Origin of the sequence: Enterococcus sp. DIV1279b, from assembly GCF_050531515.1 — a bacterium.
Classification (GTDB): domain Bacteria; phylum Bacillota; class Bacilli; order Lactobacillales; family Enterococcaceae; genus Enterococcus_D; species Enterococcus_D casseliflavus.
The window spans coordinates 1,960,624-1,975,000 of sequence record NZ_CP172891.1; the positions used below are offsets into that span (position 1 = coordinate 1,960,624).

16 protein-coding genes (1 of these 16 cut by a window edge) are annotated in these 14,377 nt (G+C 39.4%); 1 reads left to right on the plus strand and 15 read right to left on the minus strand.

The features are described from left to right. Positions 1 to 123 precede the first annotated feature (123 nt). The 12 genes from IGI71_RS09250 to IGI71_RS09305 all read right to left on the minus strand — a co-directional run bounded on the left by IGI71_RS09250 (position 124) and on the right by IGI71_RS09305 (position 10,633). A complete protein-coding gene (locus tag IGI71_RS09250; protein WP_115232372.1) occupies positions 124 to 894 on the minus strand; it encodes a class I SAM-dependent methyltransferase in 771 nt (256 codons plus the stop codon). 142 nt (positions 895 to 1,036) lie between these two features. Then, positions 1,037 to 1,189 (minus strand): hypothetical protein, encoded by a 153-nt coding sequence (locus IGI71_RS09255; RefSeq protein ID WP_153883082.1) that lies wholly within the window; start codon positions 1,187 to 1,189, stop codon positions 1,037 to 1,039. A gap of 122 nt (positions 1,190 to 1,311) precedes the next feature. Continuing rightward, positions 1,312 to 2,256, minus strand: a complete 945-nt coding sequence (locus tag IGI71_RS09260; RefSeq protein ID WP_430615483.1) for an urea transporter — start codon at positions 2,254 to 2,256, stop codon at positions 1,312 to 1,314. Between the two features lie 18 nt (positions 2,257 to 2,274). After that, a complete protein-coding gene (locus IGI71_RS09265) occupies positions 2,275 to 3,099 on the minus strand; it encodes an urease accessory protein UreD (RefSeq protein ID WP_128432748.1) in 825 nt (274 codons plus the stop codon). A 2-nt stretch (positions 3,100 to 3,101) separates the two neighbouring features. Continuing rightward, positions 3,102 to 3,707, minus strand: a complete 606-nt coding sequence (ureG, locus tag IGI71_RS09270; protein ID WP_430615486.1) for an urease accessory protein UreG — start codon at positions 3,705 to 3,707, stop codon at positions 3,102 to 3,104. A 13-nt stretch (positions 3,708 to 3,720) separates the two neighbouring features. Further along, a complete protein-coding gene (locus IGI71_RS09275; protein WP_164888624.1) occupies positions 3,721 to 4,401 on the minus strand; it encodes an urease accessory protein UreF in 681 nt (226 codons plus the stop codon). Then, a complete protein-coding gene (locus tag IGI71_RS09280) occupies positions 4,394 to 4,846 on the minus strand; it encodes an urease accessory protein UreE (RefSeq protein ID WP_118215818.1) in 453 nt (150 codons plus the stop codon). The genes IGI71_RS09275 and IGI71_RS09280 overlap by 8 nt, the downstream gene beginning before the upstream one ends. 97 nt (positions 4,847 to 4,943) lie before the next feature. Further along, the gene (gene ureC, locus IGI71_RS09285; RefSeq protein WP_128432745.1) at positions 4,944 to 6,659 is read right to left on the minus strand and encodes an urease subunit alpha; all 1,716 of its coding nucleotides are present in this window, start codon (positions 6,657 to 6,659) and stop codon (positions 4,944 to 4,946) included. Positions 6,660 to 6,663: 4 nt separating this feature from the next. After that, a complete protein-coding gene (locus IGI71_RS09290) occupies positions 6,664 to 6,978 on the minus strand; it encodes an urease subunit beta (protein WP_115232379.1) in 315 nt (104 codons plus the stop codon). A 10-nt stretch (positions 6,979 to 6,988) separates the two neighbouring features. Beyond that, on the minus strand, positions 6,989 to 7,291 hold the full coding sequence (locus IGI71_RS09295) for an urease subunit gamma (RefSeq protein WP_430615491.1): 303 nt from the start codon (positions 7,289 to 7,291) through the stop codon (positions 6,989 to 6,991). 511 nt (positions 7,292 to 7,802) lie between these two features. Beyond that, positions 7,803 to 9,167: an FAD-dependent oxidoreductase gene (locus tag IGI71_RS09300; protein ID WP_128432744.1), complete on the minus strand. Its 1,365-nt coding sequence runs from the start codon at positions 9,165 to 9,167 to the stop codon at positions 7,803 to 7,805. Further along, complete coding sequence (locus IGI71_RS09305) at positions 9,164 to 10,633, minus strand: helix-turn-helix domain-containing protein (protein WP_010748448.1); 1,470 nt, start codon at positions 10,631 to 10,633, stop codon at positions 9,164 to 9,166. The genes IGI71_RS09300 and IGI71_RS09305 overlap by 4 nt, the downstream gene beginning before the upstream one ends. Before the next feature lie 162 nt (positions 10,634 to 10,795). On the opposite strand from IGI71_RS09305, the gene IGI71_RS09310 reads away from it, so the two are divergent. Next, positions 10,796 to 11,899, plus strand: coding sequence for an SLC13 family permease (locus IGI71_RS09310; RefSeq protein WP_142973051.1), 1,104 nt, complete (start codon positions 10,796 to 10,798; stop codon positions 11,897 to 11,899). Between the two features lie 132 nt (positions 11,900 to 12,031). Here IGI71_RS09310 and IGI71_RS09315 read toward each other — a convergent pair whose 3' ends face one another. The 3 genes from IGI71_RS09315 to IGI71_RS09325 all read right to left on the minus strand — a co-directional run. Further along, entirely contained in the window at positions 12,032 to 12,745 is a 714-nt protein-coding gene (locus tag IGI71_RS09315; protein WP_074933632.1) for a methyltransferase domain-containing protein, read from the minus strand. Then, positions 12,746 to 13,753 (minus strand): zinc-binding alcohol dehydrogenase family protein, encoded by a 1,008-nt coding sequence (locus tag IGI71_RS09320; RefSeq protein WP_375354311.1) that lies wholly within the window; start codon positions 13,751 to 13,753, stop codon positions 12,746 to 12,748. A 73-nt stretch (positions 13,754 to 13,826) separates the two neighbouring features. Further along, positions 13,827 to 14,377 carry the 3' portion of a hypothetical protein gene (locus IGI71_RS09325; protein ID WP_221693121.1) on the minus strand. Its footprint extends 511 nt past the window's final position, so 551 of the gene's 1,062 nt are visible here — the last part of the coding sequence; its start codon lies off the right edge, out of view — the gene reads right to left on this strand; its stop codon occupies positions 13,827 to 13,829.

Genomic DNA, 14,377 nt, shown 5'->3' on the forward strand with positions numbered 1-14,377 from the left:
GAAGTTTTTTAAAAAAATCCCTTTACCAACGCAATTTCAGTGAAAACGAATCTGCCAAGGCAAGGGATTATGTGATATTTTTCTCTAAATAGTCAATAATTGATACCGATTCTCTCTATACATTCATTTTATTGCTCGAATCATAAAAATACTTGAGAAAGCCAAGTTTATCTTCTGAACTTCATTCAATAACACATCATTTAAATGCTCAAACGTTTCTATTTGTTGGAATCCTTGTTGCGCTAATACATGCGTATCCCAATTTGGTCGGTTCGTTTCCGATAGGGGCAACTGATAGACCAGTTCTTCCATCCGTGAAATATTCGTTTCCTGATAAACATCTTTCACTTCAAGACGTTTAGTCATTGCACGGGCAGCTAAATATTTTTTTCGACTTTCTTCATTGAAAAGATAGTGGTACCAGTTCGAATCAAAGTTCAGAAGGATACCACCAGGTTTTAATACGCGATACCATTCACGATAAGCAGTTTCGGGATCTGCTAAATTCCACGTTAGATTTCTTGTGACGATTACATCAAATGTTTGATCAGAAAAGGCTAAGTGTTCTGCATTCATCAAGCGCCACTCAATCTTATTATCTAAATGGGCAGCATTTTTCTTTGCTTGCTGCAACATTTCTTCAGTAAGGTCGATTGCCGTCACATTAAATTGCTTTTCAGCTAACAAAATGGCTAAAAACCCTGGCCCGGTACCAATATCTAATACCTTATTCCCTCGATTGGATTGCAACGAAAGATGTTGCAATAGATAATCTTGCCACTTCACCTTCGTATCTCCAGTTAATTCTTCTAAATGCTGCTTTCCATATGAAATCGAGCGTTCGCGCCAATACGCTATTAAATTATATACTAGATCATTTGTGTGTTTTTCCATAAAGTCTCCTTCAGTATACTGCCCGTATTAATTGTGGGATCTACTCCTTTTCGCCCGTTCAATCACTTTCCTTGTTCCTCCACTATCTTCCCCTTATCTAGTGCACTCGTAGATTCATCCGCTAGAAGAACGTTAGGTCGATTCATGGCAGCCATTCCACACGGATCGAAAAAAAGCCATCAATAAAAACGTAATGAACAAGTTTGACAATCGATTGCCAATAAAACTTAAAATCGTGATGACCAGCACTAAGCATACAAGCTGACCAATCGAAGCTGCTTTTTTTCAGTTTCATTTCCCCTTCTCAATGGAAAAATGTACTTCATCAACACGACTATACTTCTTTTTGAGAAAGTGAATACCTAATGTGTCCTTTTCGGGATAAACCAACCCTTTCATTCATGTACCAAAACATTCTTAGCAGTGATTCGCTTTCTTTTTTATCTTTACTGGCATTTGATGCCATGCTTTTTCAAATAAGAGTGTTGACCATGTTGCTAAAACGAATGGAAATGTTAAAACTGGTAATCCGAAAGTGCCTAAAACCCCAAGCAAATTAAGATCTAAAATAATCGTCAATAGACTAGTGAAGCCGTATAGCCATATCCTTTCTTTGGTTGTGTCACTCACAGAAAATAGATCAATAGCCAGAAAACTTAATATTGAGTTATAAGTTAACATACCTAACGATAGTTGCTGGTAATCAACGCCGAATAGAACACCCCAAAAAATGCTTACTAACGCTGCTGCAATTACAAGCGTAACTTTTTGCCAACCGGCTACTAGAAACGACAGTAAGATCATTATTGAAGCAGACATATCATCCAATAAAAATATTTCACCAAACCCTTTTAATAAGAGATCAGGAAGAAGTAATTCTGAAGAAAACTCAGCCATGCTCTCATAGAGACTTCCGACCCCTGGAACAAAGAAAAGCCGATTGCTACCGCTTAGAAGAATCAACAACCAAGTTGTAACAATGAAAGGCAGTGTTAAACCGGGTAATTGATTTTTTTCCGCTTGTCTATTGATGAAAGGTGTCAGAAATAGACATAAGAAACAGCCGAGAAGACAGACGATCAAGCTGTCTATGCCTGTAAAGAAAACCCCAGCAGCAATGCCAATCAGTACTGGACTAAATCCGTAAAGCCCAGAATTGAGCTTATTTTTTTCATACCCTAAATATGAAGCGAAGAGATAAGAAAAAACGACTGCTAAGACCGCCAACAGCGCAAGACGAGGTGCCGATAAATAAATTGCCCCCAAAATAAAGAAGCCGCTCCACTTATTTTCTAACAATACGACTTGCGAAAAGCTATGAGATATTGCCGTCAAATGAGGGTTATTTAAAAAATTCAACATAAACTTCCTCCCAATGAGTTAATACTTTCTATAAATAACTTCTTTGCGATCAGTAAACGCGCGACTATATTTTTTGTAACAGTAATAAATCAATGACTGTAATTCTTGGGTGCTTTCCCCGAGACTTCGTAAAGAAAATCCTTTAATAGACAATTCACTTAACCCGACTGTCAAATGGGGAAATGTTGTTTGAATTTCTTGATAAAGTTCCTGTATGAACGTCGAAGTGATTTTTTCGTGTATGACTAATAGCGAGGCCGCTAGCCGATGCCCTTCCAGCATTCCTAAATCCTTAAACCCTTTTTCTTGAGGTCGAAAAGAGAGTCGGTCACTGACTGCTAATTTCCCTTGATAAAATACCTTCGTCAACAGATTTAACTCAGTGTATGTAAAACCTTGGGCATTTGAATCCCAACCAGGCGTAATCAGTTCAGAAAGAAAACAGCTTGCACCTTTCTGCAAATAGACAAACTGCTCTTGAAAATAGCGACTCTTCTCATAGGGAATAATTGGGTCAGGAATGCTTACAAGCTCACTGTCTGAAGCAAGATGGTAGTTGCTGAGCTGATGAACAAACCCCTTTGGTGTACAATAAATTTTTGTTGCCGATTGTGTGGTTAAGTACAAGTTCGTCTTGGATTTGAGATGAACATCGATAAGGTATCGATCGCCATCTAAGTATCCCCCACCCGGATTTAAAATGAAAAAGGTCAATTGACCACTCTCATCTAAATACTGTGGGCGCATCACTTTTAATGCTCCTTGAAAGTAAAGTTCATCTGGTACGGATTTTCCTTGTTGTCCTTTGATTGTTAGTGAAAGCTTCCCTGTATATTCAGTCATCTTTAGCCCTCTAAAAATGCTTGTTTGCGAATCCAGTCAATAATATCCGCTAAGCCGGTACCATCTTGTAAATTGGTAAAAATAGTCGGTTTTTCTCCTCGGTATCTTTTGGCGTCAGAAGCCATAATCGTTAAATCAGCATGGACATAAGGTGCTAAATCTATTTTATTAATAATAAATAAATCCGATTTAATCATTCCTTGTCCCCCCTTACGCGGAATTTTTTCTCCTTGTGCGACATCAATAATATAAATGGATAAATCCACTAATTCTGGACTAAAGGTTGCCGCAAGATTGTCTCCCCCACTTTCCACAAAAATGATTTCTAACTCTGGAAAGTTCTCTTCCAACTCTTCAATAGCTGCTGTGTTCATCGAAGTATCTTCGCGAATCGCCGTATGGGGACAGCCTCCCGTTTCCACCCCAACGATTCGTTTCGCATCAAGAATTCCCGTATTGATCAAGTAATTAGCATCTTCTTTTGTGTAGATATCATTTGTTACAACAGCTATATTGACTTGATCCTTCAAGCGTTTCACAATTTGTTCTATCAAAAACGTTTTTCCTGCACCAACTGGTCCGCCTATTCCGATCTTAATCGTATCCATAATATCCTCCGTTCTATGACATAAAATTTCTTGCAAAAAGGAACTCATGCTGCATTTGTGAGATTTCAATCCCTGGAGCACATGCACCAAATTGGGAATCTTTCATTTTGATAATCTCTTTTGTCCAGTCATCAATTTTCTCTTGATATGACCATATCAGTTTCTGTCCTGCAACTTGACCGATTGGAACCCCTCGAACGGCATTTTGTACAAGTGTAGCCACCATATTAAGCAAGTACGCAGAAATCGTCAGCTCTTTTGATGCACCGTTGACAAAGGCTAATATCGTGTACACAAGTGCTGGATGAGGTGCGATTTGTTTTTCTTTTAATTTTTTTTCGTATCCTTCTAATAAAGGCACTACCATAATTTTCTGACCGATAGTGAGAAATTGACTACCCATTTTCTGATTGCCCCGACGAATTTCGCAAGGTAAAATTTGCGCATTCAGCTCTTCTGTAAGTTGGACCAAAGCACATATATCCTCTTTTTCCAGAGCTTGATAGGCAAGTTGTACGGCAAAACCATCAGTGCGGAGTATTTGATAACGCATATATTGATCTAACCAATGGTCAAACGTTGCTTGGTCATAAATAGAATTTCGTTGCAAGTAGGTTTCAAATCCAAAAGAATGACTAAAACTGCCGATCGGAAAATTGGAATCATTCATTTGAAAAAGAAATAAATTATTCATCATGACTGTGTCCTATGTGGCGAAAAGCAGTTGACAATTTTTTGCTTTCTCGAGAAAAGGGAATCTTTTTTTGTTGCAAAAGCTGTTCAACTAAATAATCATACTGGATGATCATTTGATTTTCAAAAAACTGCGCTGGCAGATGTCGGTTTCCCAACTCATGAGCAATTTCACCCATCATTTGTACAGTGGTTGGAACAATGACTAAAACATCTTCGGGAAGCACGTCAACAATAATCCTTCGCTTTTCTTCCTCGACTAAGATATCACCCGCGTGTAAATGTTGGCCTTTTGGTAAACGAATACTGACGCTTGTTCCTTTATTCGTCACTAAATGATGGATTCGCTTTGCTAAAGCTTCATTTTCTATTTCAACAGTTTCCACCTCCAATTCTTTGAGAACCCCGGATTGATGAATATTTCCTATAATCTCAGTTACGATCATTGTGATCCCATCCTTTCATTGTTATCAATATAATTTTTCAAAATATTCAAAAAATAAATATTACTTGTCCACTTGGAAGACATGCACAAAGAGTGAATCAAAAAAGGAAGTACTTTTGAGCCAAAGGTAACTGTTGCGCAGGTTTTGACGTCACAACTTCCCCATTCACTTTCACCTCATATGTTTGAGGATTCACTTGAATTTCAGGAGTCACGTCATTGAATTTCATGTCTTTTTTACTTAAATGTCGAATGCCTTTAACTGGAAGCAACTCTTTCTTTAGCTGAAATTTTTCTTTTATATTGTTCTCATAGGCAACTTGGGAGACAAAAGTAAATGAGCTATTAGCAAGTGCCGAACCATACGCACCAAACATGTGTCGATAGAAAACAGGCTGCGGAGTCGGAATGGAAGCATTCGGGTCCCCCATCAAACTTACAACGATCATGCCACTTTTTAAAATTCGTTCTGGTTTAGCCCCAAAAAAAGCAGGTTGCCAAAGAACTAAATCAGCAATCTTACCAACTTCGACTGAACCGACATAGTCAGCAATCCCATGGGTAATGGCTGGGTTTATGGTATATTTTGCAATATATCTTTTAGCGCGAAAATTATCATTTTCCCCAGTCTCTTCAGGCAAAGGACCGCGCTCTGCTTTCATTTTATCTGCTGCTTGCCAAGTCCTGAGGATCACTTCACCGACTCTTCCCATCGCTTGCGAATCCGAACTCATCATGCTGAAAACCCCCATATCATGCAAGACATCTTCTGCAGCAATTGTTTCTGGTCTGATACGTGAGTCGGCAAAAGCTAAGTCCTCTGGAATATCTGGGTTAAGATGATGACAGACCATCAACATATCTAAATGCTCATCAACAGTGTTTACTGTATAAGGCATCGTGGGATTTGTCGATGAGGGGAGGACATTTTTTTGTCCAGCAATACGAATAATGTCAGGGGCGTGACCACCACCTGCACCTTCTGTGTGGTAGGTATGGATTACCCGACCATCGAATGCTTCAATGGTTCGTTCGACAAACCCCGTCTCATTTAATGTATCGGTATGGATCGCAATCTGAACATCATAGTCATCCGCCACCTTCAGCGAATGATCAATTGACGAGAATGTTGTGCCCCAATCTTCGTGAATTTTCAGTCCAATCGCACCAGCTTCGATTTGCTCAACTAATGGTTCCGGTGATGCAGCATGACCTTTTCCCAATAAACCAATATTGATTGGTAGGCCATCCGTTGCTTGAAACATTCGTTCTAAATTCCATGCGCCCGGAGTCACTGTCGTTGCGTTTGATCCTTCAGCTGGCCCTGTTCCCCCACCAATCATCGTAGTCACACCGCTATGCAACGCTGTATCAACTTGTTGCGGTGAAATAAAATGAATATGGGTGTCAATACCGCCAGCTGTAAGAATTCTATTTTCGCCAGCAATAATCTCCGTCGATGCTCCTATCGTGATATCGACATTGTCCATTATCCTTTTATTGCCTGCTTTACCGATTCTGCAAATTCTCCCATCACGAATAGCAACATCCGCCTTAATGATCCCTGTATAGTCTAAAATCAAAGCATTGGTAATCACTAAGTCTGGTACATTGTCCTCATCGCGTACAGCCAAAGGATCAAGCCCCATCCCTTCACGAATGACCTTTCCCCCACCGAATACTACTTCATCCCCATAACTTGTAAAATCCTTTTCCACTTCGATAAAAAGATTGGTATCACCTAAGCGGACTTTGTCACCAACTGTTGGTCCATAGAGTTCTACGTATTGTTTTCTAGGTATTTCCTTCGTCACTAAATCACTCCTCATCAAGTTTGCCGTTTGTTTGGTTATTCAGTCCGTAAACTTCTCGTTTTCCTGCTAATGCAACCAACTCAACCACCTTTTCATCATGTGGTTCAAAGCGAACCGCTACACCTGCAGGAATATTTAAACGAAACCCGTATGCAAGTGAACGATCAAAAATCAGTTCGCAGTTTACTTCAAAGAAATGATAATGAGAACCGATTTGGACGGGACGGTCACCAGAATTAAACACAGCAATTTCTCTTGTTTCTCTTCCTTCATTGATCGTAATGGGTGTGTCTTTAAAAATGATTTCTCCTGGTTTCATTTCATTCCTCCTAACGAATTGGCTGATGGACAGTAACAAGCTTGGTACCATCTGGAAATGTCGCTTCTACTTGAATATCATGAATCATCTCGGGAATACCTTCCATCACATCCTCTACTTTTAGAACGGTTGCCCCATAAGCCATTAGTTCAGCAACGCTTTTACCATCTCTAGCTCCTTCTATCACTTCATAGGTGATTAGTGCCACGGTCTCAGGGTGATTTAGTTTTAATCCTCGATCTTTTCTACGGCGTGCTAAATCGGCAGCTACAACAATCATTAATTTCTCTTGTTCTCTGGCAACTAAGTTCATCCGCAAAACTCCTTTCCTTACTCGTGAATTTATTAACAACAAAATTATTACTAAAAATGGTATCATTACAGGATTTTGATTTCTAGTATCCGTAAAAATGTCATATGATTTTTTTACATCAAAGGCCGGATGCCTTTGGTAGCGACTGGATGACCATTTTTCAAAAGAAATAAGAAAAAAACACATTAGTGTTAAATCGTTGTAAGAAGGAGAGTGATGTTTTTCTGAAAGAAATCCTTTCTTTTATTCTTTTTAATCATTGGATAATTTTCCGAAGCTGACCAAGAGCTAGCTCCTCACATATCGGTTAGATCATTTTCACCTATCTGTTTATACTAAAAAGACACTGCCTACTTCCCCATCACCCAATAAGTAAAAGCAAAACAGACAATTAATGAATCCTTTTCGTTTTTTGAATGATTAAACTGGTTACTTTATCTAGCATTCTCGACGAACTTCTTAACAAAAAAATAAACCTGCGATCATCGCAGGTTTATCAAGACTTACTATTTTACTTTAACAAGCCATCAAGGGCCAATTGATTCAAAAAGTGCAGTGGAAATGAGATGGTTGGATTGAAAAAATAATCCATTGTTGCTAACTGGTGCAAGGTCGTCTTGCTATTGATCAAGGTTGAGATCGTATTGATGATCTCCAAACTTCCACGATCACTCGTAATGATTTGTCCCCCCATGATCACTTTCGTTTGCTGATCAAAAATCAGTTTTAACGTTACTTCAAAATCCTCATCTGTCGCGAAAAATGTCCGAGAATGAAATGTTTGCGTCACTGAATCTACTTCAAAGCCGTAATACGGTGCCTCGGTCTCATTAATACCTGAACTGCTGACGAAATAGCCAAACAATTTACTGACGACGGTCCGTTGCATTTTTGGAAAAGGAATTTTCGTTGTTCCCCGTTCATTTGCCAATAAATTGGTGGCAGCAACGATCCCGGTGCGGTAAGCATTTGTTACTAAAGGAATATACAAGGAGCTATCCGAATGATTAAATGGGATCGAAACAAGATCCCCAATTGCATAAATCGCTGGGTCAGACGTTTGCAAATACTCATTTGTCGATACCGTGCCATCCAGATTTAATTTCAGAAAATCTTCTACTAGCGCAACATTTGGACGTGGATTGACAGCATAAACGACCACGTCAGCTTGAAATTTCGTTCCATTTGACAGCTCAATTCCTTGATAATCGCCTTTCTCATTTTTGATCGTATGAGCGACATTGCTGTTAAGATAGATCTGCAAATTTTTAGGAAAGCGTTCCATCAAAATTTTGGCAATTTCATGATCAAAATAACGGAACAACAGCGTATCCATGCGATCGATCAAATGAACGGCTTTTTGTTGTCCGCTTAAAGATTCCGCTAATTCAAACCCGATCAGACCAGCGCCGACGATCGCAACGGTTTGGGCATTCTCGATTTTTTCTAATGCTTGCTTTGATTGACCAATGGTTTTGTAGGTCGTTATATGTGCTTCGACATCTGAGGCAAACTCCGAACGGAAAGTACTCGATCCCATCGCCAAAATCAAGCCATCATAACTCACTTCATCTTCTTGCTGATAAGATTCCGTTGATGTGACAAAATGAACCGTTTGTTCTTGCGGAAAGATTTTTGTGACTTCACTGTTTAGCATCACATTGATTCCTTCTGAAAGAAGTTCACTGGCAGTTGCCGTTTTGGAATCTTCCAAACGCTGAATGTAACCTTCCAGTACTAAATTCAAACTGCTGGCAACATAACCAAGAACGCTTGATTTTTCTATAATTATCACATCGACTTTTGGGTCAACTTTTTTTAAATGACGGGCAGCAGCAATTCCTGCATGAGAGCCTCCAATAATCACTATTCTCATATCTTTTCCAACTCGCTTTCAAGGTTCTCATTTCGTATTTCATCCACGATTTGATGAAGCCGCTCTTCTTCAAATGGGGTTGCACCACCTGTTAAAATCAATCGTTTTTTATAACGATAGCCTTCCGAGATCTCAGAATGATCAACGATCAATAGATCATAGTCCTTCTCCTTCGTCCCATCGAAGTGAATATTCGGATAGCCAGCCAATTCTTTGATCAAAAAGCGCCGTAAAAAGCCACTGCGTAATCGTGATTGAGTCAGTAAAATCCCTACCGTAAATGCTTTTTCCTGTTTTACTTGAATCCATTGACGGATCAAAAGCAATTCATTGGTCAAATGCTGCTTTTTCTCAAGAGAAAAGGACTGGTTTACGTTTTTCTCCAACTGTTCGATTGCTTGCTGTGCCACTTCGATCAAGCTCTCATTCGCAACACTTTGCGGCTGAAATTCAGCAAAGGCAATAATGCCGCCATGAATATACAACGCTTGGATCGTCACACTCGTCAAGAAGACGCGTAATTCCGTAGAAGTTTCTGTAGTCTTTCTTTCACTATCACCAATGGCCTGCAGCAGCTCCCCATTTAACGCATCGATCTCTTGGAAGAAAAGTGATTTTTGCAAGGAGTCATCCAGTGAAGGGCGAATCAAGCCTTCAGCTAATAAAAATAAATAGAAATATACCGTTTCATAATCGCTCCAGGATACGGCAAAACGACTGAGATAGCGCCCTAATATATTCCGCAAAAGCTGGAACATCGCTTCATTTTCCAATGACTTCAACAATGGATACGAGGCTTCATGCTGTTGCGAGCCGCGATAATCAAAACGGGCTTCCATAATGCCTAACCAAAGCCCGACTTTCCAACGCTCTGCTTGACTAAACGTTGTCTGCAACTGTTTTTCAATGACTCGAATCAAATTGTTGATGGCTGGTGCATTCAAGCGAGCGATCAATTCTTCATTGGGATAACTTTGTGAAAAAAACTGATAATAGAAAAAGCGAATCTGTTTTTCATCCCCAATCAATTTTTTATTTTTTAATTGGATGTCGAATTCTTTCAATAACTGATTGATCGCTTTGAATCGACGAAACAATGAAGCTTCACTCAACATCAGTTCTAACATCATTTTCGTCGTTGACTCATCTCGATGAAAAAACAAATACGACAATATCTGAAAATCGATTGCTTCTGAAAGATACGCATAAAAAAATTGCTTCAGGGAAAAATCAAGAGGCAATACCAATTGCACTTGATCATTTTCTGAATAGATCAAAGCTGCGTCTTCATGGAAAGCAGCTAAATTTTGATGAAGATTTTGAAGTTCTTTTTGCAAAGTGGGCGCGGAAATGGATAACGTTTTTGCAAGTTTTTTATAAGAGACTTCTGAGCCATTCTGAAAAAAAACAGCCAAAATTTGAAAATGTACCTGCTGATTTTTTTCAAGCAGCTGCATCACATTCATTCTTGAACCTCCTTCACCTTTCACATACTAATTTCCCAATTAATGAGTCGTTTGTCAACTATAAAAATTGCCTGAATGTCTTTGAGTTCGATGGAAAAAGCGTTATTTATTGTTCCTAAAGCATAGGAATGGTAAAATTCTTGAGAAGAAAGGTGGTGAACTATGGGAAAACGAATGTTAGCATTTTTTCGAACGGATCGATTATTTTCGATTTCCCTGCTACTAGCACTTATTGCGTGTTTTTTCGGCACCTTCCGTTGGTCGTTTATTGACTTTAAAGTGATTTTATCACTGTTTGGATTAATGTTAGTAATCAATGGGTTAGAAGAAGCTGGTCTTTTACGAGCATTTGGACAAAAATTAGTGGAAAAAAGTCGCAATCTGCGTGACTTGATCCGCGCAATCGTCTTGCTAAGCTTCTTCAGTTCGATGTTTTTAACAAATGACGTGGCTATCTTAACTTTATTGCCCATCTATTTACTCTTAACGAGGAAAGAACAACAGCACACCAGTGTCTTATTAGGCGCTGTCTATTTGATCGTAGCAGCCAATTTAGGAAGCAGCCTGTTTCCATTTGGAAATCCGCAAAATCTATTTTTATTTTCTTACTATCAGATTTCGCTGCCACAATTCATGTGGACTACCGGCACCTTTGTGGGACTTTCATTACTATTACTCCTTGTTTCGATCCAGCTCATCCCAAAGACTCCATTGGAAATCGCCCTGCAAGAAGAACCCTTTGAAAAAAAGCCAGCGCTGCTTAATGCAGGATTATTTGTCCTTATGATTCTTGGTATTTTTAGTGTTCTCCCTATTTCAATCGTCGTGCTTGTCGTCGCAGCCGTGGTTTGGTTTAGCAATAAACGATTATTTGCAAAAGTTGATTATCGGTTACTACTTACCTTTCTCTGTTTCTTCTTGATCGTCGGGAATATTCAAGACCTATCTCTGGTCACCGATCACATTCGACCGTATTTTCAAGAAACGCATCGCGCTTTTTTAGGTAGTATTTTACTCTCCCAAGGAATATCTAACGTTCCAGCAGCAATTTTGATTGCTCCTTTCACCGATTTAGAAAAAGCCGTTCTTTTGGGCGTCAATGTTGGTGGTTTGGGTACATTGATTGCTTCTTTGGCGAATTTGATTGGGTACAAATTATTGAAACAAGCCAGACCAAAAGAAGCGAGAACGTTTCAAAAGCTGTTTTTTATCGTCAACATCATTTTTTTACTGTTATTAGGCAGCATCGTATACCTTCTATTGTAGCAAATTCACTGTAAAACGAGATTCCAGCATAAGATGTTTCCAGTCAGCAGCCAAAAGAAGCCTAGCTCCTGTACCTGTTTCTTGATCTTATGTCAGAATCTCGTTTTTTTGATACCCATTGTGTGATTTTACTTAAGCTAAAAGAAGCTCAAAAGTGATTTTCGTTTGGCTTTCGACAGTCAATGCCTCACCAAAGACATGTTGAACCATTTGTTGCCGTTGTTCCAATGAGTACTCCTCCTCAAAATAAAGATGAAATATTTCTTGATCGATCTCCTCCTTCAAAATATACTCGAATTGCCGACTCTGCCAATCGATCGCTTCTTCTGAAAACCACTTCTTGTACCAAGTGTTTAAGTTCAGGTCATTCTTCGCTGAAAGATTTTTTTCATAAGGCTGAAACACGTTTTCTTCTTCTGCGATCATTCTTAGAATAATCAATTGATGGGCCTTTTTTTGAAACTGAAGCAATGCTTCTTTGTCTCTGACTGCTGGATTCATTGCCATAAAAATACAGGGCCAGTGCTGGTCTGCAGATAAAAAGTCTTTTTGGCTCTGCTGAACCAGATGGAGCTTGTTCATCGGATCTTCCGTCGTTTCTTCAATGATTTTTAACATTTCTTTTGAAAAATCAATTGCGTAATACTCATCTACATAAGGATAAAATGCTGAAATGTAGCGGCCAGTCCCCGCAGCAAAGTCAACGAAGGCCGATATCGGGAACACTTTCTGCTCCACCAAAAAAGCTGCTACCTCTTCGGCAATTTTCAATTGGGATTCTCTTTGAATCTGTGCATATTCTTGGGCAAATTCATCCCAAAACAGCATCGCTTCCTCTTCTTCCATCTAGCGGACGCCTCCAGTGATCACTGTCTTTCCTTTTGTTCCTTGCTCAACCGCTTTTGTAGCGAGCTTTAAGGTCTCGATGGTAATTCCTCCATCAAACGTTTGGACCGCAGTCGTATGGATCTTTTTGTCAGCGAGTAACGAGGCGATCCGTTGCAAAATGCTCCCTTGTGTTTCAATCATCAACTGAGCATCTGTTTTTGCGAACATATACTCCCAATAAAAATCGATGCCGAGGTTTTTAAATGGATTTAAATCTAGCGCTTCTTTCGTATTCACGATCATTCCGACTTTGCCAAACGGCAAGATTGCTTTCGTTAATTGTGGCAAATAGGCCGAGGCGTCATAAAAAATTGCAACGGCTGAAAAAGGCTCAGTGATTTGTTCAGCCAACGGCAAGCGATGATTAAGTACTTGATCCACTTGATTGTTTTTAAGCCACTGATCGTTCTTAGGACTCGCAGTGCCATAGACTGTCAATCCTGCCCATTTTGCTAGTTGCGCCGCAATTGAGCCAACACCACCGCTGGCATTGACCAATAAAATCGATCCATCATTCGCGTTTTCTTCAGGCACGTACCCAAATTTTTCAAAAAGCAATTCCCACGCTGTAATACTCGTTAATGGCATAGCTGCAAGATCGCCATCAGAAAAGCCGGCTGGTGCCTTTGCTGTGATCCGAGAATCAACTGTTTGGAACCTTTGATTCGCACCAGGTCGTTGTGTGGTTCCAGCATAAAACACCCGATCACCAACGGCAAAGCCATTAACTGCTGAGCCGATTTCTTTAACGATCCCAACGGCGTCATACCCTTGGATCTGGAACGCTTCACTTAAAGCAGTCATTTGCCGTCTTTTTGTATCGATTGGATTGACCGAAACTGCCTGTACTTCCACCAATAAATCATTTGCTTGGCAATTGGGTATCGGAATTTCCTTTTCAATAAATACATTTGACTCATCTAAAGATCGTCCTTCATAAAAACCTAGTGCTTTGTTTTTCATCATACTGCTCCTTCCAAAAAAAAAGTGCTGAATAGTTATAAAAACCATTCTAGCACTTTTAATGAATTTAGAACATTTATTCTTCACCTTCCACGACAAGCGGAACCAAAAATGGATAGCTTGTGAAGAAATCTAATAAGGATCGCTTCCATTGATCTGAATCAATCGTTAGTAAAGTGGACTCTGTATACAAATGAATCGTCAATCGTTGATTTTTATCAAGTAAAACAAGAATTTCACCTTTGTTTTCTGTGATAAAATCATATTGCTGATTCTCCATTGTAATAATGAAAATTTGATCGAGAACTTCTGCTGCAACAGCAAAGTCCGTCTCCATATCGACAGCCAATGTTTGGGTATTGTCGATCAAGCTTGGTGAAACCGTAAAGCCTAATTCTTTTAAATGCGCCAATACCAAGTTGACATCATAATTAAAGAGCGAAAGCTGATTGACCGAGAAAATATTCTCCGCATGCCATTGACTGATTAAATGCAAAATCTGTTCATCATTGACAACCACCGACTGGGAGTTTGAATTGATAGTCAACAATGTCAAATAATTAGATTGATACGTAGAATTGACTGGATTAAGTTTGAAACTAAACTCGAGCTCCTTTGTTTCTGTTA

Bases quoted from the DNA above. Each gene is read 5' to 3' on its own strand.
- IGI71_RS09275 (WP_164888624.1), bottom strand. From the start codon at position 4,401: ATGAATAATTTATTTCTTTTTCAAATGAATGATTCCAATTTTCCGATC.
- IGI71_RS09260 (WP_430615483.1), bottom strand. From the start codon at position 2,256: ATGTTGAATTTTTTAAATAACCCTCATTTGACGGCAATATCTCATAGC.
- IGI71_RS09295 (WP_430615491.1), bottom strand. From the start codon at position 7,291: ATGAACTTAGTTGCCAGAGAACAAGAGAAATTAATGATTGTTGTAGCT.
- IGI71_RS09255 (WP_153883082.1), bottom strand. From the start codon at position 1,189: ATGAAACTGAAAAAAAGCAGCTTCGATTGGTCAGCTTGTATGCTTAGT.
- IGI71_RS09320 (WP_375354311.1), bottom strand. From the start codon at position 13,753: ATGATGAAAAACAAAGCACTAGGTTTTTATGAAGGACGATCTTTAGAT.
- ureG (WP_430615486.1), bottom strand. From the start codon at position 3,707: ATGGATACGATTAAGATCGGAATAGGCGGACCAGTTGGTGCAGGAAAA.
- IGI71_RS09250 (WP_115232372.1), bottom strand. From the start codon at position 894: ATGGAAAAACACACAAATGATCTAGTATATAATTTAATAGCGTATTGG.
- IGI71_RS09305 (WP_010748448.1), bottom strand. From the start codon at position 10,633: ATGAATGTGATGCAGCTGCTTGAAAAAAATCAGCAGGTACATTTTCAA.
- IGI71_RS09290 (WP_115232379.1), bottom strand. From the start codon at position 6,978: ATGAAACCAGGAGAAATCATTTTTAAAGACACACCCATTACGATCAAT.
- IGI71_RS09265 (WP_128432748.1), bottom strand. From the start codon at position 3,099: ATGACTGAATATACAGGGAAGCTTTCACTAACAATCAAAGGACAACAA.
- IGI71_RS09315 (WP_074933632.1), bottom strand. From the start codon at position 12,745: ATGGAAGAAGAGGAAGCGATGCTGTTTTGGGATGAATTTGCCCAAGAA.
- IGI71_RS09280 (WP_118215818.1), bottom strand. From the start codon at position 4,846: ATGATCGTAACTGAGATTATAGGAAATATTCATCAATCCGGGGTTCTC.
- IGI71_RS09300 (WP_128432744.1), bottom strand. From the start codon at position 9,167: ATGAGAATAGTGATTATTGGAGGCTCTCATGCAGGAATTGCTGCTGCC.
- IGI71_RS09310 (WP_142973051.1), top strand. From the start codon at position 10,796: ATGGGAAAACGAATGTTAGCATTTTTTCGAACGGATCGATTATTTTCG.